Source organism: Vibrio sp. ED004, from assembly GCF_023206395.1.
GTDB lineage: Bacteria > Pseudomonadota > Gammaproteobacteria > Enterobacterales > Vibrionaceae > Vibrio.
In genome coordinates, this window is the sequence record NZ_CP066149.1 from 107464 (window position 1) to 127272 (window position 19809).

Sequence of the window (19809 nt, forward strand, 5' to 3'; positions counted from 1 at the left end):
CAAAATAACGGCCACCCAAACTGGTGACCGTTTTATTAAAGTTTTCTTTGTTTGAACTTATAATTTCTTAAGACTTGTCGTCTTATTGAAAGCCGTATCTCTTGAGGGATAAGGACTTAGCTTTCAGCTGGTGTTACTTCGTCTTGCTTCTCTACTTTGTCATCCACCGCTTTAACAAGCAGCAAACCAACAGAGAATACAATCAAGCCACAAAGAACGAACACCATGCGTCCCCACATTGGGTTAGGCAGTACGAACATTGTCATTACGCCCACACCCGCAACTGCGATAAGTGAACCCAACATACGACGTTGCTTGTTATCCAGTTTCTTCTGCTCGTTACTTTCAGCAACCAATGGTGTCGCTAGGTTGTTGAAGAACTTGTCTACGTCTTTCTCACGGTGCTCAGCAAGAGGCTTGTAGAACAGTGTTGAAAGTACGAAGAAGCCAGCAGTAAATACGATGTGACCGATAAGGCCGATAGCCACTTTCAGGTCAGCCCACTCACGGCCTGTTAGCTCGTTTAGACCGAACCAGTTTTGGATCATGTCAGCAGTGATAACGAAACCAACGAAGTAAGAAACCACACCACCTACAACTAGCGTGCCCCAACCTGCCCAATCCGGAGTTTTACGAATGAAGAAGCCACAGAATGCTGGAATCGTCATTGGGAAGCCGATCAATGCACCCACATACATCATGGTGTCGAAAAGGCTCAGACCTTTAAGAGAGTTGATGAACAGAGCCACTAAGATGATAGCGATGCCGAAGAAAGTAGACGTTAGTTTAGAAACAACCATTAGCTCTTTCTCTGTCGCTTTAGGGCGAAGAATCGGCTCGTAGAAGTTCTTAACGAAGATACCTGAGTTACGGTTTAGACCTGAGTCCATTGAAGACATGGTTGCTGCGAACATAGCGGCAATCAGAAGACCAACCATACCTGCAGGCATGTATTCTTGAACGAAGTAAAGGTAAGCGAAGTCAGCGGCTTTGCTGCCAGCTTCAGGGTAAGCTGCAGCTAAATCAACACCTTGACCAGCCATGAACCAAGAAGGCATGAACCAGATGATTGGACCAAGCGTCATTAGTACACATGCAAGTAGAGCGGCTTTACGTGCGTTGTTTGAATCTTTCGCAGCAAGGTAGCGGTAAGAGTTAAGCATGTTGTTGGTAATGCTGAACTGCTTTAAGAAGATGAACACAGCCCAGATGCTGAAGATGCTCATGTAGTTAAGGTTGTCACCCGTGATGAACGAATCCGTTGGGAAGTCGCTAACGATTTGCGTAACACCGCCACCGTGGTAAATAGCAACGACTGCACATGTCACCGTTACTGCCATGATGATAACCATCTGCATAAAGTCAGATGCGATTACCGCCCAAGAGCCGCCCGTCACTGACATGATCAGTACAACCAGACCCGTAAGGATAATCGTTGTTGTCATATCAAAGCCGAAGATACCCGATGCGATGATCGCTAGACCATTCAACCAGATACCTGCAGAGATAACGCTGTTTGGCATACCAGACCAAGTGAATACTTGCTCATTCACTTTACCAAAACGCATACGAATCGCTTCAATTACCGTCACAACACGCAGTTGGCGGAACTTCGGAGCGAAGTAAAGGTAGTTCATTAGGTAACCGAACGCGTTAGCAATGAAGATAATCGCTACCGCAAAACCATCGGTAAAAGCTTTACCTGCGGCGCCAGTAAATGTCCACGCACTGAACTGGGTCATAAATGCTGTTGCACCTACCATCCACCACAGCATGTTACCTCCCCCACGGAAGTAGTCACTTGTCGTACTTGTAAACGTTCTAAACATCCACCCTATCGCAATTAAGAATAGGAAATAGATGCCAACTATCAGGGTATTGAGTTCCATCTTTAAGACCTTTTTATTTATGTTTTTTTGTTAGGGTCACTATAGATAGATGGCAAGCACATTTGTACTACAATAATTTAAATGCGTGACAGTGATCTTACAGTCACGCCCTCAATTAATCATACAAGTGATCGAGTTCAAATTTGCACCACCTGCGAGCGCTTTTCATCAACTTAGTGCAGCACACAGCGTCGAAAACCCATCAAAACGCCGAAAAATAAGAACAAAGTCACTAAAATATTGATAACAGTCGTTAAAAACGGTTAATCGTTACGGAAAATTTTCACATGCGAACAACGGAAACACGGCTAGATATAGCTTATGAAAATGAATAAACTGGACACATTTGTATTACAAATATCACAAATTTATAGTCAAATTTCGATTTGAAAAGTTCCCTTCATTAGACCGCTAATAATGAAAACTTGAAAACCACTAATAGATGCTGACAGCCGGCCACTGAAGTGAAATGCTTTTAACACACCGGTTACACTTTCCCCTGTCCAATAAAAAGGTGTCATTATGAAGAAATACATCCCTATATTGATTGCTCTTAGTACGATGTCTTCTATGAGTTATGCAGCTACACCACGCGAAGATGCTGTCGACTATTTACAGATGCGTAAAGGCTTGGCTTATCAAGTAAACCATTCAAAACCCTTTACTGGTCAGTTTGAAGAGAAGTTCGATAACGGCCAAGTCGCGACCCAAGCTCAATTTGCCGACGGCCTAGAACTTGGTTTAGAAACCAGTTGGTATCCAAATGGCCAAGTTGCTTCTAAAGTGAATTACGTCAAAGGTGAATTACAAGGCAAGGCAGAAACCTGGTATCCCAACGGCCAGAAGAAAGCCGAGCTCAACTATAAAGACAACGAATTATCAGGTGTTGCCTCTCGATGGTACCCAAATGGCGAACAAAGCCTAACGGCAGAATACAGTGACGGACAAAAAGATGGTCTGGTCACCGACTACTACCCGAATGGCAATAAGGCGAGCCAAGCGAAGTTCAGTGACGGTGAAATGGCGAACGGGAAACTGACTCGCTGGAACTCTAATGGCGATAAGGTTGAAGAATTGACGTTCAAAGACCAGAAAATCACGTCAAAACAAGTGTGGATGCCAACTCAAAGCTAGATCTGCTTAGTATCTAGATTCGCACAAAAGTTAGATCCGCTTAGTCGCTAGGTCTTCATAAAAGCTAAGCCTACTTTATGTCGCTTATAGAGAGAGATGGGTAACCTAAAACATAGCCACAAAAACTCATACTATGGTTCTTAGATAACCTTTCTCTCAAATAAATCGACACTAGAAACGAGCATTCATGCGAATCAACGTGAATGCTCGTATTTTTTGTCTTTAGATCGTGCCTTTCTTTTCCTACTTGTTGTATTCCTTTCTCTTCTAGCGGCCTTCCAGCAATCTTTTAGTGACAAACAACATCTTAGTGACAAAGCAGTCTCTTAATAACAAAACAATCACCAATAGTCATTGAAATAATAAATATTTAACTTGTTAATAATCATTTTATAAAATACTGTTAGCAAACGTTTCCGTTGCGAGTCAGATCTCAATTACCGACCTCGTAAGCTATCTACACGCAAATAAGAGAAACACGATTCCAAATACGTTGTTGAGTCATATTGTTTTGCTTTGGTGCCCGCCTATGAAAATTAAAACCTCCCTTTTCAGCCTTACTTGCTTGTCGATTATTTCGTTATTGGTTGTTGTGTCATTCACAGAACTGGCCAATCTAAAACTGATCAAACTTGAGAAAACGCTGATCAAAGTAAAGTCACTCGAAGTCTCTATGCTTCAGCTCAATCGAACAGAATTAGAGTTTCTAATAAGCCACGATAAAACGCTCAAGCCGGTGTTTGCTCAAGAGTACACTCACTTTCAACAACTGATGGGCAGTTTCTCTGTCTTGCTTAAAGAGTCTGATATCGCAGTCCCTGAGTTAGACAAGCTGACACTTGAAGTAAAGCAATACAACAAAGACTTCTCGTTGATGGTAGATGCCATCTCCCGCAACCCCGCCAAGGTCGCTGAGCTGAAATCAGAAATGAAAATGCTGTTTGAAGATATCATCTCTATATTCATCAACGTTGAAGGGCGATTAGAACAGCAGGTCGAATCGATTCAGCAAACCATTGCCACCTTCATTGTAAGCTCCATTATTACCGTCGCGGCATTATTGATGGCGCTGTCTTTCGGCATATCAAATCGCGTAGCAAAGAAAATAGCCTCGCTGAACTCAACCATGATGCTCGTAGCCCAACAGCGCGACTTTACCGTAAGAGCCGAAGACAAGGGATCGGACGAGATTGCTGATATCGCAAAGGCATTTAATACAGTCCTTACTGATATTCGCCAGCTTGTCGGCCAAGTTCAGGGCTCTATTCAAGCACTCGGCAATATTTCGAACCAGCTACAACACGACGGAATAGAAGTTGAGAGTGCTTTAAACAAACAACAGCAACAGACCGAGAACATTGCGACCGCGATAAACCAGATGGGCAGCAATATTCAAAACGTAGCGACCAACAGTGAAAACGCCTCATCCAATGCGCAAACCAGTTTCACTACGGCGAACGAAGGTCTAAATGATGTGGCATTCACCAGAGACACCATCAATACCCTTTCCACTGATCTTGTCAGTGCCAGTGAAGAAGTGAATCGCCTTTCTGTTCACTCAGAGAAGATTAATACCGTGTTAGAGGTGATTAAAGACATCGCAGAACAAACCAACCTACTGGCTCTCAATGCAGCCATTGAGGCAGCTCGTGCAGGAGAACAAGGCCGTAGCTTTGCAGTGGTCGCAGATGAAGTAAGAACGTTGGCTGGCCGAACACAACTTTCTACTGAAGAGATCTCAAAGATAATCCAAGGCGTTCAGGACCAAACAAAAATGGTCGTAAATACGATTCAAAGTTGTTGTGAGAAGGGTAACAGCAGCGTCGACTCTTGTGAGAATGCACACTCAAGAATCACTTCTGTTATTGCAGACATGGAAACGATTTTAAACAACAGTTTGGAAGTGGCGAATGCAATGAAAGAACAAAGCGCTGTTACCTCAGAGATCATTGAAAACGTGGGTGCCATTAAGCAGCTAACATTAGCCAATGTAACGGGAGCGTCGAAAAACGCCGCTTCTGCAACGTCTGTGGTAGAACAAACCGACTCACTTGAGCGAGCTGTCATCAACCTAAGAGCCTAGCTTTTAAACCTCGGTTTACACGCTTATTGAGCCTCAAACGACTCTTTACTCAAATTCCAGATAAAAAAACGCTCATGTTGCCTGTATCAACATGAGCGCAAGGGCAGATCTTCGACTACCATCTCCTACCTTTCTAAATGAAAGCAGAAGTTATAATTAGAATAGTTGGGAGCAATAATCAAAATGCTCTTGCAAGCACTTCAACGATTTCTTTTTTTCATCGATTTAGAGAGGCGTTAACCGTCTTAACTAAATTCGATTCTATATAGCAGGCGATGTCACTGCCTTGCCTACTACATTTCAAACCTGCTCTGATTGAAGCTTTTATCACCTCAAGCAAATGCCTCGTCCTTTGAACTATCCGTTCCTCTATCCACTTTACTTCACTACTTAGCGGTTATTTATTGAATCTACATATATTCAACATACGAAAGATAAGTGTTGCTACATAAAGTTAGTAAATAATAATGTATTACAAATAAAAATAACATCTAAAGATTCAATTTTTTGCTGTAGCGCACATTTATTGATAAACAAGAACTTTATAAACAGACTTATCAAGATAAATTAACCAATAAAAACATAATGTTACATCAGGATTTAACTTTGTAACCCTTTGTAAATAGTGGTTTTGTCACTACAACACGATCTAATTCACAGATCATCACGCCTCGGATCGCTACCATATTTGTATTATTTTAATTCAAAACAAAAGGCGTAAATATGAAAGCCCCCCGACTCCTACATCTGGCTGCCTGTATTGGTGCTATCACTTTCGGTTCACAAGCTATGGCCGCTGAATTCGTTTTCCTCGATGAAGCAACATTAGAAGCGAACCGCACTCTTCTTCAGTCAGATAAAGCTTCTGGTTCAATGAAAGATGCTTACACCAAGCTGATTGAAGAAGCAGAACTAACTATGAACGATGGTCCTTTCAGCGTTGCTGATAAAGGCATGGTTCCGCCAAGCGGCAGCAAAAACGATTACATGAGCATCAGCCCTTACTGGTGGCCTGATGAATCAAAAGAAGATGGGCTTCCATGGGTACGCCATGACGGAAAAACCAACCCAGCATCAAAAACTGACGAAACTGACTCAAAACGTATTGGCCACTTCACCCGTTCTGTTCGCGCATTAGCGATCGCCTACTACTTTAGCCAAGACGAAAAATACGCTCAGCAAGGTATCGAATATGTAAGAACTTGGTTCTTCAATGAAGATACGAAGATGAACCCGAACGTGAACTACGGACAAGGTGTACCTGGCGTTGCTGAAGGTCGCCGCGGTGGAATCATCGATACCAGAACTCTGACTGATCGCATGCTGGATTCAATCGCCATTCTGTCTCAATCACCAACGTGGACTGAGTCTGATGAAACACAAATCACTCAGTGGTACAGCGAATACCTAGATTGGTTGATCATCGATGATCTGTCTGGTGGCCCTAAAGGCGAAGCTTACGCAGAAAACAACCACGGCACTTGGTACGACTATCAAGTAGCAGGCGTTTCTTACTTTATTGGTAACGACGCACTGGCTAAGCAGATGGTTCAGAAAGGCAAAATGCGTATCGACACACAATTCGAAAAAGATGGCTCTCAGCCCCATGAAATCGAACGTACACGTGCTTACCACTACCACTACTTCAGCCTAGACCCATTGGTCGGTATGGCTCAGATCGGTGACAAAGTCGGCATCGATCTTTGGAACTACACAAACAAAAAAGGTGGCTCTTTAGACACAGGTATTCAGCTAATGGCTGACTACAACGACCTGTCGAAAAAGTGGCCATACACACAAAAAGATGAACGTCGTCGCGTTGAACGCATGACTCCGCTTTACCTGAAAGCCGGTGTTGCTATGGAAAACCCTGAGTGGGTGAAACTGGCAACAGAAACTGACTTCAGTGCGTTCACGGTTAAGAAGAACCTAGCGGAAGTTTGGGCTCAACGAGATGTAGAACTGCTTTACCCGAAGCTTTAATCCAAACGCTCGAAAAGGGGCATGTACCCGCCCCTTGAAAAACCATTTTTAATTAAAAACAGTGGAACAAATCAATGTTAAAAAATAATAAAATCGCTTTAGCTGTCGTAGCAACTCTATTTGCAGGCAGCGTTTCAGCAGCATCACTTGATGCCCGCCAAGAGTACAAACACGGTTCAGAAGACTGGGCAAGCCGTATCAAGATGAGCGGTTCGGTAGATAACCACTTCTTCGGCGCTGAAATGAAGCAAAAAGGTAAGCCTTTCTCTGAATGGGAAGCAGCGGACAACGAATTTGAATACGGCTACAAATTCAAAATCAGCGATCACTGGTTAATCCAACCAAGTATGCCAGTAACATTTGGTTCTGATAGCGTAACCTACAAACCACAGGTACGTGTTCAATACTCTTTCGATTCAGGTGTAAAAGCGAAGCTTCGCTACCGTCACGAGTTCCGTGACTACACCTCTGATTCTTCAAACGACAACAAGAACCGCAGTAAAGTAACAGGTAACATCGATTACAACTGGAATGCTTGGCAGTTCGGCTTCGAAGCTAACTACGCAGAAGACTTCATTGATAACGAGTGGACTGGCGGCGGCGGTGCTGACAACGAGTGGGATTACAACCTTAAAGTGGGTTACAAAGAGGCTGACTGGAGCTGGCGTCCATACGTTGAGTTCGGTAACGTTCAAGACAGCCGTGACCGTCAACTGCGTAGCCGTGTAGGTATTACTTACAGCTTCTAAGCAGCACGCTACATGAAAAATCTAAGATAATTACTGTCCTAATTTTCTAAGACCTAAACAAAAGCCAGCTTAATTCGCTGGCTTTTTTTGTTCATCGCGGATTTCCGAGGAAATCCGTTCATCCAATAAGTATCGAGTATTTAAAGCTACTGCCCTAGTGACTGATTCGATATAGAAATGAAAGTGTCACTTCATCGTTAGGCACTACTCGCTTCTGCTGTGCCAATAGTAGCTCAGCTGTAGAGACGGCATCTGCTAACGCGTTGTGGCTGTTGTACTCAGGCAGACCATACCTTTCACGTGTGCCCGCCAGAGTTAAGTCCACCTCTTCATGGTTGCTGATAGCTTTTTCCATGCTCTTCTCAATACACAGTGTATCCAACCAAAGTAAAGGCAGTTGCCTTAAGCCATAACATCTCAGCAGATATTGGCTAATGAACTTCTCTTCGACCACACACGCGTGCGCGACGATGATCTTACCTTTCGCTGCTTCGAAGAAAGTGAGCATCGCATCATGAATGGATGCACCCTCTTCCAACATCTGTGGCGTGATATGGTTAATCACCGCAGTTTCAGCGTTGATCTGAGAATCATTGTTCAGGTAGATATGCTTGGCCGAAGCCAAATCGATTCGTCCTTTCACCACATCGACCCATCCCATAGATAAGATCAGATCTTGTTCGCTGTCTAAGCCTGTGGTTTCGAGATCCAACACGATATAGTCGCTGTCTTTTGCCAAATCCGTCATTTCAGGACAAGGCTGTTCTACCAGATCATGTAACGCTTCTGGGAGCTTAACCGTACCCAGATATTGCTTACGCTTGCGTTTTATTCGCTCAAGCGGGTGAAAGTAGTTCAACAAGGCTTTCATTAACGCGCTCCGAAACGAATTTTCGCCGCTTCTTGAAGGTCGGCAATGATTCTAAAGGCATCTTTCAAGTGCTTGCGTTCAAAGCTACCAAAGCTGTCTGGGTTAATATTGTTGTCTGGCACTTCCCCGTTCTTCAAGGCTTCTAATTGGTGTCCGAAACGGAAAGACAGAATGAACTGATACGCGCCAAGGATGTTCTTGAATGCATCGTCACTCAACATGCCTTTTTCATTAGCAGCAGCGAAACGTTCGTCCGTTGCCGACAAATCACACTCAACCGCCAGACCGTAAATACGCGCTAAATCGATGATCAAATTAATGGCGTACTTCTTCACGTTGAGTGTTTTCTTGTTCTCACCTGACTTCTCAAGTACCAAACTATTGAAGATACCCAGTGGTGGATTTGTATTGACCGCATCTTTCACTAGCGTGCTTAAGAACTCACGGTTACTGCGAATATTGTTATGCAGTTCATCACGGAGAATGCCTTCAAACTCACTGTTGCCGTAAATTGTACGAATCTCTAGGAACACACTGATGTTAAGTAAGCGTTCGTACTCAGGATTTGCCACCCACTTCTTATAGTAATGCTTCCATACGCTGAGCGGCTGACACCATTTTGGCGTCGCTGCCATGAATTTACCCGGACAGAGTGGGTAGTCGCAGCTCGCTAAGCCGTTGGTCACCATCATGGCTAAGTGTTTGAAGTAAATACGGTCACTGTCAGTTGCATCGTCAGCCAGTACGATCGCACTGTCTTGATCAGACAACATGTGAACTTCGTTACGAGCATGCGAACCTGCAACAATCCATGAGAAATCACACGGCGGTGGGCCCAACTTATCAATCGCGATCTGAATCAATCGGCGTGTGTAGGCATCCATAATCATGGTCATTACCTTGCCGACCGTTTCCGGTGCAACCTTACCTTCCACCAGCGCTTCAAAGATTGCTTGTCGCTCTGAAGTGAAGGAAGACATGGTTTTCACGCTGCCCGCATATTTGATCTTCTCGATTAAGAAGATCGCTTGAACACGGTGGTTTTGAACCAAGTGAGATGTGGTCAGAAGGCCAACAACTTTGTTCTCTTTCACTACAGGAAGGTTACGAATGTTGAATTGCATCATGATAGACGCAGCATGCAACACAAGATCGTCCGGTTTTACTGTGAGTGGAGAATGCGTCATTACCTCAGAGATTAAATTTTCAGTGCTAACACCGTGCGCAATCACGCGTTTGGTCATATCACGGTCGGTGATCAAGCCAACAATGGTTTCACCTTCATAGATCACTGCACAAGGAGAACGTTGATGCAGCATTTCAACTGCGACCGATTGGATGGTTTGTTCAGACTTAACGATGGCCACCTGCCCGCTTGCCACCTCTTCAACCTTACGAATGAACAAGCCCTTCTCTTTATTTGACCACACCACATCAAGCGCCGACTTCAAGCGAACTTGAGCCTGCGATGCAAAGTGTTCAGCACAGCTTGGAAATGCTTTGAACAGCGTTTGAAGTGCCGAGTGTGGAATAACATAAAGTAAGGTGTTTTCGATGGCGACAGCTCGATAGCCTTTCTCGTCGTTAACTTCAGAATCTAAGAACGTAAAACCGAACAAATCTTCACTGCCTAAGCGCGCACGAAGTACGCCGTCTGATTTTCTTTGCTCCATCGAACCCGTTCGAATGATATAGAGCGACTTCTCTTTACCCGACTCACACAGATCAACCACATCTCCTTTACCGAGGTAAGTGATCTGAACATTAGAGGCAAGCTCACGAAGTGCTTCTTTAGGGATCTTATCGAAAGGGTCTATCTGACCGATGAATTGAAGAATATTTGGCAGCAGAGACTGGGGCATAATCACACTCACAATAATTTAATTAGTATTATTATATAACTTAAAATACTGGTTACTAGTGATTTTAATAAAACGGTAAATAATAGATTAAATATTGGACACTGGTCAGGTTTTCATCAAATTTGAATACAAAAAAAGCACGTATCGAACGTGCTTTTTAGGTGTCAGTTTGTTTTAACTAAGATTTTTAAATCTCTAATCTTTTTATAAACCAAAGTCTTTTTAAAACTAAAGCTTTTTAAAACAATCAGCTAGCCACTGGTAATCTGTGATTAGTTTCTAACAGGTGACTTGCAGACGCTTGGCGTGCTTTGTCACTGTTACCCGCCATGATTGCTTCATAAATTTGGCGGTGTTCGTTAATACAGGTACTTCCCTCTTCAGAAGAGTGAGAAATAAAGTTAACAAACATCGTCGTCAAGATATTACCGAACGGTAGGTAGAAGTCGTTGCCCGTTGCATTAAAAATCAGGCTATGGAACTTCATGTCGATATCTAACCAACTCTCTTGGTCGAATTCTTCGGCACTCGAGATTTCTACCATCTGTTGGAAAATACCCGAGAGTTCAATACGTTGCTCAGCGCTCGCAAATTGAGCAGCCAACGCACACGCTTCTGGTTCAATCGCACGGCGTAAACCCAAGAACTGATGACAAAATTGGTCTGTGTCTGCTAGGCCATCCATCCACTCGATCAATTGTGGATCGAGGAAGTTCCAGAATGCGCGGTCAACCACACGAGTACCAATCTTAGGACGAGATTCTAGTAGACCTTTTGAAGTCAGTAGTTTCACCGCTTCTCTTAATGCTGTTCTACTGATACCAAATTGCTCACACAGAGCCATTTCACCAGGGATAATAGAACCTTGAGGCAAATTGCCCGACAAAATACCACGAGCGATTTCACGTGCAACTTGCACATGAAGGCTTCGCTTAGAGCCTGAAATCGAATTGAAAGAGCCAGCCATGTGTCTACTTACTTATTAGATATGTATTATTTAACCCGGACTATAGCACTGATTTATATCTGCACCAACTCAGTATAAGAATAACGTGAGGTCACTCCTGATATAGTCTAGAGCAATATTTCACTCACCTTATACCTATTCAACACATTAGACCTCTTCAACTCATTTATTCATACAAATAGTTCTTATTTACATTTTTTGAGTATGCGCGAACTCACAAAACCACTCTTACTCTCACTATTTATGTCGTTAATGATCGGTTTTGAGATGAACACCCTTGAATATGGCAAGTGTTATTGTATGATTTATTAACGCAAATAATCTACAATATAGGCGACTCTGATGTTTAACGATTTAAAAGGCAAACGCATTCTAATTACTGGCTCTACTGCTGGTATGGGCTTAGCTACCGCACGTATTTTTGCAAAGTATGGTGCAAAGATTGGCATCAATAGTCGTGCATTCAGCCCAAAAGTGGATGACGTTCTAACAGAACTCACTGCACTGGGTGGCGATGTTGCGTTTTTCCCAGAAAATCTGATGGACACATCAGAGTGCGAAAGATTAGTAAAAGAGTTCACCGAGCATTTTGGTGGCATGGATGTCTTGATCAATAACGCAGGTGGCTTAGGCGGTCGTGCAAATCTAGAAAGTATCGATGACGTGTTTTATGAACGAGTCATGGATCTCAACGTTCGCTCTGCATTAATGACAACCAGGTTCTCTATCCCCCACTTACGTGCTTCTGCTGCTGAGTCGGGGCAAACATCGTGTGTTATCAGCACGGGTTCGATTGCCGCTCGTGAAGGTGGCGGTGTGGGTGCTGGCATCTATGCAGCTTCAAAAGCGTGGTTGCACGACATTCACCGTAACTGGGTGAAAGAGTTTGCGAAAGACAATATCCGTTTCAACATTGTTTCTCCGGGCACTATCGATACTGCATTTCACGATGGTAAAAGCGACGAGCTAAAATCGAACATTGCTAGCAACATCCCAATGGGGCGCTTTGGCGATATCGAAGAAGTTGCACCGACTTTTGCTTTCTTTGCATCCCATGCTTGCAGCGGTTACATCACAGGACAAATCTTGGATGTCAACGGCGGACAGATAGCGCCTTAGCTTAACGGCTGTAGATCAGCTTTAAGGCTGCGCTTTAAGTTACACATTACATTAGGTCACAAGACCTTAATAGATGAGGCAAAACCTCACGCTATATTAGACGTATACACTGACATAAAAACGCCAGATTCGTCTGGCTTTTTTTGTTTTTAAAGTTTCAATTTCAGGTGGTTTAAATGTCAATATTTACATTGGTGGAAGATTCAAGCCGCCGAATTCATGTTCAAGTGGCGCGACAAATTGCTCGCAAGATCTTATCTGGCGAGTTACAAGAAAATCAAAAGTTACCTAGCGAAATGGAGCTGTGCGATATCTTTGGAGTAAGCAGAACTGCCCTCCGAGAATCAACCAAGCTGCTTTCTGCAAAGGGGTTGATTGAGTCAAAACCGAAAGTCGGCACTCGTATCAAACCAAGAACGCAATGGCACTTCTTAGATCCACAATTGCTGTACTGGATTCAAGACTTAGAAGACACCAAACCCTTCTTGTCTCAGTTCTTAGGCTTAAGAAAAGCGATTGACCCAGAAGCGTGTGCGCTAGCAGCAACCAACGCAACGGTAGAGCAACGCAAAGAGCTTTCGATTCTGTTCCAGAAGATGACTATTGCGGCAAACAGCTTTGATTATGAAGAGTGGACAACCAACGATCACCTGTTTCACCAAACGATTTTCTTATCGACAGGTAATCAGTTCTACATCCCATTCGCGAACATTCTGTCGACAATCTTCAAGCAGTTCATCGACCATTCAGCCGAAGGCGGTCGCTTCTGTTTAGAAGAACATAAAGCGATATACGACGCGATTATGTCGGGTAACGCTCAGCAGGCTCGAATAGCCTCACAAGTGTTACTAGACGATGAAAACCAAAAGCTGTCTCGGGTTGAACTCGCCATCGCATAACCAAGATTTACCCACTGACTCGTGTATCTCAATACACGAGTCAGTCACATTTTAGCATCCAATTTTTTACCATCCATACCGTAGTGTTTCATCTTTAAGCCTTGAAGTCAGGTCGTCTCAGAGAAAGCTTACGGTTATACACATAAGGTGTTGTTTGTGTCTTCGCAATCGTACGTAAGGAAAAACTTCTCTCTCGCCTGGCCCCTAGCCTTAAACGGTATCTTGATGCAGTCGATGTTGATGATCGACACACTGCTTGTCTCTCCTCTTGGTGAAATCCCTTTAGCTGCAATGGGGATTGCGACGACTATCGTTGCATTTGTACTGGGAATTCAAATGGCGCTGGCAAACGGCACTCAGTTAGTATTAAGCCGTGCAGTGGGCTCTGGCATCGCCGCGTCATTATCTAAAGCATTTTGGGCAGGGTTATTTATCAACCTTGGCGTGGCAACACTGTTTTGGCTTCTACTTACTTTTTTCAAACAACCCTTGATTCAAGCATTAACAGATGACGCTTCTCTTCATTCAGAAATCAGCCGCTATCTAGATATCTCGAAATACATCGTTATTTTCACAGCATTGACGCAAGTGATCATTGCTTTATTTAATGCGCTAGGCAGAACCAAAGTCCCATTTAAAGGTTACTTAATTGAACTGCCTATCAATGCTGTACTCTCGTATGTGCTGATTCATGGCTTCTCCAATTTTGAAGGCATTGGTGTACAAGGCGCCGCATTAGGCAGCATCATTGCAATAACGATCCGCTTGCTGTATTTGGTTTTGTGCGTGCATTTAAGCTCTGCGATTTCACTCAAATTAGATGCTCAGCGATCTGAGTTCTTTACAAACGTTCGCCGTCACTTTATCGAGATATTCCCCGTAGCAGCGAACGTGACCATGCTTTTGATTGGCGCAACGATATACCAATTGTTGTATTCGCAACTTAACATCAACGCTTACGTAGCGGTTACTTTGGTGATGCCTTGGGTAAGGGCTGTCTCTCAGTTTATTACCGCTTGGGCTCACTCTTCGGCAATTACTATCAGCCAAGCGATTGGGTCCAAAAAGATGGATGACCTAGTCAAAAACGTCGATACCAGTATCGATATTGCAGTCGTCATTTCTTTTGTTTGTGCACTTTTGTTCGCAGGATTAAGTCTGGTCATTGGTGACATTTACCCGAACTTGGATGAGTCTACCTATCAAGCATTGGCTGTTATCGCCCCACTCTACATATTCTTGCCAATTGTTCGTGGCTACAACACGGTTCATGGGAATGTATTAAGAGCACTAGGAAAAACGACCGCTGTCTTCAAAATCAACTTTACAGGTCAATGGGTCATTTCAATTCCATTGTGCGCATTGATCATCTTTGGATTAGACGGCTCTATCTTTTGGGCCTTCGCTATCCAGCCATTCGAAGAAATAGTCAAAGCCTTCCCATTCCGTCATTTGGCACGCAAATCTCTTAAAGAGTTTGATGCCGACAAAGCCAAAGAATTGATGTATGACTAACTCCCAACTCACTATCGACTAACCTAAATATCGGCGTTGGTGACTAAGTGTCAGAAATATCGAGAGTTCACATAAAATCTCAAACATACAACCTTGTCCTTTGACAAGGTTGTACTAGTTTGAAAGGTAGGAATTTATAGGGTCTGTTGCTAAAGCCTTTCGACTAGCAAAAGACTCATCAATCCAACGTCGATTAATCATTAAGAGAATTGGGTAAACACACTATGCATGACATTATTCAAGATCTTCACAAGCGCTACACTGTCAAAAAATATGATCCTAGCAAGCGCATTTCCTCTGAAAAGATAGAGATAATCAAAGAAGCTATCCGCCTTTCTGCTTCGTCTATTAATTCACAGCCGTGGAAATTCATTCTGATAGAAAGCGAAGAAGCTAAGCAACGCTTCCACGACACTTTCGCTATTAAGTTCCAGTTTAATCAACATCACGCGATTGAGTCGTCACACATCATTCTTTTTGCCTACGATCCAAACTATACCAAAGATAAATACGCTCACCGCGTGGATGTTGAAGTAAAGTCTGGTCACCTACCAGCAGAGATGTACGACAACATGTTAAATGGTGGCTACGCTTTTGCCGATCTCAATACTGATGAGACCGGTTTTAATGGCAACTGGACCAAAGCACAACTTTACCTTGCGCTCGGAAATGCACTCCACGTTCTTGCAAGGCTAGATATAGGTTCAACACCAATGGAAGGTGTTGATATGGACTTGATCGGACAGGAGTTTAGTGACGAACTGGACGGCCACGTGTGTGAGGTGGCTCTCGCGATGGGCTATTTCTTAGAGGGTGAAGACTACAACCACGGGCTACCAAAAGCACGACTCCCTCTCGACGAAATCTTTAAAGTGATTTAACAAGCACCTTAAATAATCATGCTTTGAAAGCACATCGAGTAGGGTGAGGCGTTACCGCCTCATCCCTCTCACAGAACCGTACGTACGGACCTCGTATACGGCTCATGCACACTTCCATTCAGCATATTGGCTGAACACATGCCCTGTCCTTATTGTTCCAAGATTTACCAACCCTTGGTCATTAAACCATTGATTTGGCATCGCATAGCTTGATAGGGGGACTCGCTGCACTGACCCAACTTGTCATTGAGATATGTTGGAACGGCGGCTTATACCTAACTGTTTTAACCTTCGGTGTAACCGTTGAGGCTTCTTCCAAAGTTTCAACTGGATACTACGAAGTCTTCTTCGTAGCCACCCTGCTAACCTTGAGAACTCTCTGCTGCTATTGGTGATCCTGAAGTATTGACTGAACCCTCTTAACACTGGGTTTAAAGCTTTTATGACTTGCTCAAGTGGCTTACCGCACCTCGCTTTGTCAGTCGCTTTAACTTACTTTTGAACCCTTTCAGTTTCTTAGTTTGAATGCGGGTAAATTGACTCCCGATTTCTACACCTAAGAACTTCACGCCATCACGGCTGTGCGCTATATGTGATTTCGTCTGATTCACTGTGAGTTTAAGCTCTCCTTCTAGGATCTTCGTCGCTTGTGCAAGGGCATTCTCTGCTCCTGCCTTGCTACGACAAAGATGAGTATGTCATCCGCATAACGAACGAGCCTATGGTCACGCTTTCGCATTTCCTGATCGAACGCATCAAGGTAGATATTGGCAATCAAAGGACTGATAACACCACCTTGTGGACTTCCTAGCTCTGTCTCCTGCCAACTACCGTCTATCATCACGCCACTTTTCAGAAACTGTTTTATCAGCTCTAACACGCTGCTATCTGTGACTCGCCTTCTGATGCTCTTGAGGATCAACTCATGGTCGAGTTTGTCAAAGCACTTCGACAAGTCCATATCTACGACGTGCTGTAATCCGTATCGGCGGATAAACATCGTGGATTTGTTGATTGCATCGTGACAACTTCGATTCGGTCTATACCCAAAACTTGATGGGTGAAATTGCTCTTCGAAGATGGGGGTGAGGATATCATTGAGTGCTTGTTGGACAACTCTGTCCCTAACGGTTGGGATCCCAAGCAATCGTACCCCTCCGTCTTCTTTGGGTATCTCTACTCGTTTGACTGGCTGAGGTTTGTATTGCTTGGTTTTGAGTTCAGAGAGGAGTTGATCGAGGTTATCACTCAGATTTTTCGGCGTAGTCGCTCAGGCTCTGCTCATCTATTCCAGCCGCGCCTTTCGCTTTCTTTACCTTTTTAAACCCTTTATACAGCCTCTCTTTGTTGAGCAGATGACCATATAAACTGTAATAAACTCGCACTTTCTCTCCTTGGGTTGTGTGCTGTGTGGGGACAAGTGTTTCATGTCCAGTGTGGGTGTTATTTCTCTCTGCTATTCAGCCTTCTAGCTCAATGGCAATTTACTGAAGTGTGTCAGAGTTACTCCCCTATACGGTTTCTTAGCTCAGTATCTTGCTTCCACAATCAACCAAACTAGGAATACCCCGATAGCGATTCGGTTTGGGTATCACTGAAAAAAAAAACATCTGTTCATCACAGACTTAAAGTGTACTTCCTCCCTTCGCAGCACTGAGTGCTTTTGGCATTTCAGTGCTCCATCAGACTTGATGCTGATGGTCAGCTAAGTTTTCTCCTCCACACCATTACTGGGCTTCTCGGGCTTAGCCTTACTCACTACTACGGATTCATCTGCCACCTCGCACCAACACAGCTCTTAGCTTTCGCTTCGAGTTTGTGCTTCCAGACTTTGGATGTGGTGTCAGGCTTCCCAGTTACTGCACTGGCTCCCTGTTAACAATGCCACCCTCAAGCACAGCATAGGTCTGACTGAGTATAGGGCTTCGCGCTATTTCGGACGCTTACCCACCTATACTGCCGAAGCAGGTTTACTTGCGTTGTGTACTGTTAACTTCCTATCGCTTCCTTCAGACCCTGCCGTTAGCCAGCAACGCCCTTGCGATTCGGATTATCTTCCCCTCAGTCGGGGTGATTCAGGTTTCTTTCAACCTAACGGGTTTGCCAGCTTCGCTGGGCAAACATCGAGTAGGGTGAGGCGTTACCGCCTCATCCCTCTCACAGAACCGTACGTACGGACCTCGTATACGGCTCATGCACACTTCCATTCAGCATATTGGCTGAACACATGCCCTGTCCTTATTGTTCCAAGATTTACCAACCCTTGGTCATTAAACCATTGATTTGGCATCGCATAGCTTGATAGGGGACTCGCTGCACTGACCCAACTTGTCATTGAGATATGTTGGAACGGCGGCTTATACCCTAACTGTTTTAACCTTCGGTGTAACCGTTGAGGCTTCTTCCAAAGTTTCAACTGGATACTACGAAGTCTTCTTCGTAGCCACCCTGCTAACCTTGAGAACTCTCTGCTGCTATTGGTGATCCTGAAGTATTGACTGAACCCTCTTAACACTGGGTTTAAAGCTTTTATGACTTGCTCAAGTGGCTTACCGCACCTCGCTTTGTCAGTCGCTTTAACTTACTTTTTGAACCCTTTCAGTTTCTTAGTTTGAATGCGGGTAAATTGACTCCCGATTTCTACACCTAAGAACTTCACGCCATCACGGCTGTGCGCTATATGTGATTTCGTCTGATTCACTGTGAGTTTAAGCTCTCCTTCTAGGATCTTCGTCGCTTGTGCAAGGGCATTCTCTGCTCCTGCCTTGCTACGACAAAGATGAGTATGTCATCCGCATAACGAACGAGCCTATGGTCACGCTTTCGCATTTCCTGATCGAACGCATCAAGGTAGATATTGGCAATCAAAGGACTGATAACACCACCTTGTGGACTTCCTAGCTCTGTCTCCTGCCAACTACCGTCTATCATCACGCCACTTTTCAGAAACTGTTTTATCAGCTCTAACACGCTGCTATCTGTGACTCGCCTTCTGATGCTCTTGAGGATCAACTCATGGTCGAGTTTGTCAAAGCACTTCGACAAGTCCATATCTACGACGTGCTGTAATCCGTATCGGCGGATAAACATCGTGGATTTGTTGATTGCATCGTGACAACTTCGATTCGGTCTATACCCAAAACTTGATGGGTGAAATTGCTCTTCGAAGATGGGGGTGAGGATATCATTGAGTGCTTGTTGGACAACTCTGTCCCTAACGGTTGGGATCCCAAGCAATCGTACCCCTCCGTCTTCTTTGGGTATCTCTACTCGTTTGACTGGCTGAGGTTTTGTATTGCTTGGTTTTGAGTTCAGAGAGGAGTTGATCGAGGTTATCACTCAGATTTTCGGCGTAGTCGCTCAGGCTCTGCTCATCTATTCCAGCCCGCCTTTCGCTTTCTTTACCTTTTTAAACCCTTTATACAGCCTCTCTTTGTTGAGCAGATGACCATATAAACTGTAATAAACTCACTTTCTCTCCTTGGGTTGTGTGCTGTGTGGGGACAAGTGTTTCATGTCCAGTGTGGGTGTTATTTCTCTCTGCTATTCAGCCTTCTAGCTCAATGGCAATTTACTGAAGTGTGTCAGAGTTACTCCCCTATACGGTTTCTTAGCTCAGTATCTTGCTTCCACAATCAACCAAACTAGGAATACCCCGATAGCGATTCGGTTTGGGTATCACTGAAAAAAAAACATCTGTTCATCACAGACTTAAAGTGTACTTCCTCCCTTCGCAGCACTGAGTGCTTTTGGCATTTCAGTGCTCCATCAGACTTGATGCTGATGGTCAGCTAAGTTTTCTCCTCCACACCATTACTGGGCTTCTCGGGCTTAGCCTTACTCACTACTACAGTTCA

12 protein-coding genes and 2 pseudogenes are annotated in these 19809 nt (G+C 44.1%); 8 read left to right on the forward strand and 6 right to left on the reverse strand.

Annotated elements, in window-relative coordinates; genetic code table 11:
- Positions 1-116: 116 nt before the first annotated feature.
- Positions 117-1889, reverse strand: coding sequence for a transporter (locus tag ITG10_RS00505; protein ID WP_026084408.1), 1773 nt, complete (start codon positions 1887-1889; stop codon positions 117-119).
- A 522-nt stretch (positions 1890-2411) separates the two neighbouring features.
- Here ITG10_RS00505 and ITG10_RS00510 point away from each other — a divergent pair.
- The 4 genes from ITG10_RS00510 (at position 2412) to ITG10_RS00525 (ending at position 7838) form a co-directional block, all read left to right on the forward strand.
- The gene (locus ITG10_RS00510; RefSeq protein WP_017632457.1) at positions 2412-3023 is read left to right on the forward strand and encodes a toxin-antitoxin system YwqK family antitoxin; all 612 of its coding nucleotides are present in this window, start codon (positions 2412-2414) and stop codon (positions 3021-3023) included.
- A 529-nt stretch (positions 3024-3552) separates the two neighbouring features.
- Positions 3553-5106: a methyl-accepting chemotaxis protein gene (locus tag ITG10_RS00515; protein WP_017632458.1), complete on the forward strand. Its 1554-nt coding sequence runs from the start codon at positions 3553-3555 to the stop codon at positions 5104-5106.
- A 723-nt stretch (positions 5107-5829) separates the two neighbouring features.
- The gene (locus tag ITG10_RS00520; protein ID WP_248386620.1) at positions 5830-7089 is read left to right on the forward strand and encodes an alginate lyase family protein; all 1260 of its coding nucleotides are present in this window, start codon (positions 5830-5832) and stop codon (positions 7087-7089) included.
- Between the two features lie 74 nt (positions 7090-7163).
- Entirely contained in the window at positions 7164-7838 is a 675-nt protein-coding gene (locus ITG10_RS00525; protein WP_017632460.1) for an oligogalacturonate-specific porin KdgM family protein, read from the forward strand.
- Between the two features lie 154 nt (positions 7839-7992).
- Here the strand turns inward: ITG10_RS00525 and ITG10_RS00530 are convergent, their stop codons facing one another.
- From ITG10_RS00530 to ITG10_RS00540, 3 genes are all read right to left on the reverse strand, one after another.
- Positions 7993-8709, reverse strand: coding sequence for a 3'-5' exonuclease (locus ITG10_RS00530; RefSeq protein WP_008223443.1), 717 nt, complete (start codon positions 8707-8709; stop codon positions 7993-7995).
- Positions 8709-10571: a DUF294 nucleotidyltransferase-like domain-containing protein gene (locus ITG10_RS00535; RefSeq protein ID WP_017632462.1), complete on the reverse strand. Its 1863-nt coding sequence runs from the start codon at positions 10569-10571 to the stop codon at positions 8709-8711. The genes ITG10_RS00530 and ITG10_RS00535 overlap by 1 nt, the downstream gene beginning before the upstream one ends.
- Positions 10572-10818: 247 nt before the next feature.
- Positions 10819-11538 carry a FadR/GntR family transcriptional regulator gene (locus tag ITG10_RS00540; protein WP_017632463.1) on the reverse strand — a complete coding sequence of 240 codons (720 nt, stop codon included), beginning with the start codon at positions 11536-11538 and terminating at the stop codon, positions 10819-10821.
- 342 nt (positions 11539-11880) lie between these two features.
- Between ITG10_RS00540 and ITG10_RS00545 the strand changes: the two genes are divergently transcribed.
- From ITG10_RS00545 to ITG10_RS00560, 4 genes are all read left to right on the forward strand, one after another.
- On the forward strand, positions 11881-12657 hold the full coding sequence (locus ITG10_RS00545) for an SDR family oxidoreductase (protein ID WP_248386621.1): 777 nt from the start codon (positions 11881-11883) through the stop codon (positions 12655-12657).
- Positions 12658-12833: 176 nt separating this feature from the next.
- Positions 12834-13556, forward strand: coding sequence for a FadR/GntR family transcriptional regulator (locus ITG10_RS00550; RefSeq protein WP_017632465.1), 723 nt, complete (start codon positions 12834-12836; stop codon positions 13554-13556).
- A gap of 147 nt (positions 13557-13703) precedes the next feature.
- Complete coding sequence (locus ITG10_RS00555; RefSeq protein WP_128644424.1) at positions 13704-15071, forward strand: MATE family efflux transporter; 1368 nt, start codon at positions 13704-13706, stop codon at positions 15069-15071.
- Positions 15072-15295: 224 nt separating this feature from the next.
- Entirely contained in the window at positions 15296-15952 is a 657-nt protein-coding gene (locus ITG10_RS00560) for a nitroreductase family protein (protein WP_017632467.1), read from the forward strand.
- 102 nt (positions 15953-16054) lie between these two features.
- On the opposite strand, the pseudogene ltrA (ITG10_RS26425) reads toward ITG10_RS00560, so the two are convergent.
- Positions 16055-17337 (reverse strand): annotated as a pseudogene (ltrA, locus tag ITG10_RS26425) (group II intron reverse transcriptase/maturase).
- Positions 17338-18143: 806 nt separating this feature from the next.
- A pseudogene (gene ltrA, locus ITG10_RS26430) lies at positions 18144-19396 on the reverse strand (group II intron reverse transcriptase/maturase).
- Between the last annotated feature and the right edge of the window lie 413 nt (positions 19397-19809).

Bases quoted from the DNA above. Each gene is read 5' to 3' on its own strand.
- ITG10_RS00530 (WP_008223443.1), bottom strand. From the start codon at position 8,709: ATGAAAGCCTTGTTGAACTACTTTCACCCGCTTGAGCGAATAAAACGC.
- ITG10_RS00540 (WP_017632463.1), bottom strand. From the start codon at position 11,538: ATGGCTGGCTCTTTCAATTCGATTTCAGGCTCTAAGCGAAGCCTTCAT.
- ITG10_RS00515 (WP_017632458.1), top strand. From the start codon at position 3,553: ATGAAAATTAAAACCTCCCTTTTCAGCCTTACTTGCTTGTCGATTATT.
- ITG10_RS00545 (WP_248386621.1), top strand. From the start codon at position 11,881: ATGTTTAACGATTTAAAAGGCAAACGCATTCTAATTACTGGCTCTACT.
- ITG10_RS00560 (WP_017632467.1), top strand. From the start codon at position 15,296: ATGCATGACATTATTCAAGATCTTCACAAGCGCTACACTGTCAAAAAA.
- ITG10_RS00535 (WP_017632462.1), bottom strand. From the start codon at position 10,571: ATGCCCCAGTCTCTGCTGCCAAATATTCTTCAATTCATCGGTCAGATA.
- ITG10_RS00550 (WP_017632465.1), top strand. From the start codon at position 12,834: ATGTCAATATTTACATTGGTGGAAGATTCAAGCCGCCGAATTCATGTT.
- ITG10_RS00510 (WP_017632457.1), top strand. From the start codon at position 2,412: ATGAAGAAATACATCCCTATATTGATTGCTCTTAGTACGATGTCTTCT.
- ITG10_RS00525 (WP_017632460.1), top strand. From the start codon at position 7,164: ATGTTAAAAAATAATAAAATCGCTTTAGCTGTCGTAGCAACTCTATTT.
- ITG10_RS00520 (WP_248386620.1), top strand. From the start codon at position 5,830: ATGAAAGCCCCCCGACTCCTACATCTGGCTGCCTGTATTGGTGCTATC.
- ITG10_RS00505 (WP_026084408.1), bottom strand. From the start codon at position 1,889: ATGGAACTCAATACCCTGATAGTTGGCATCTATTTCCTATTCTTAATT.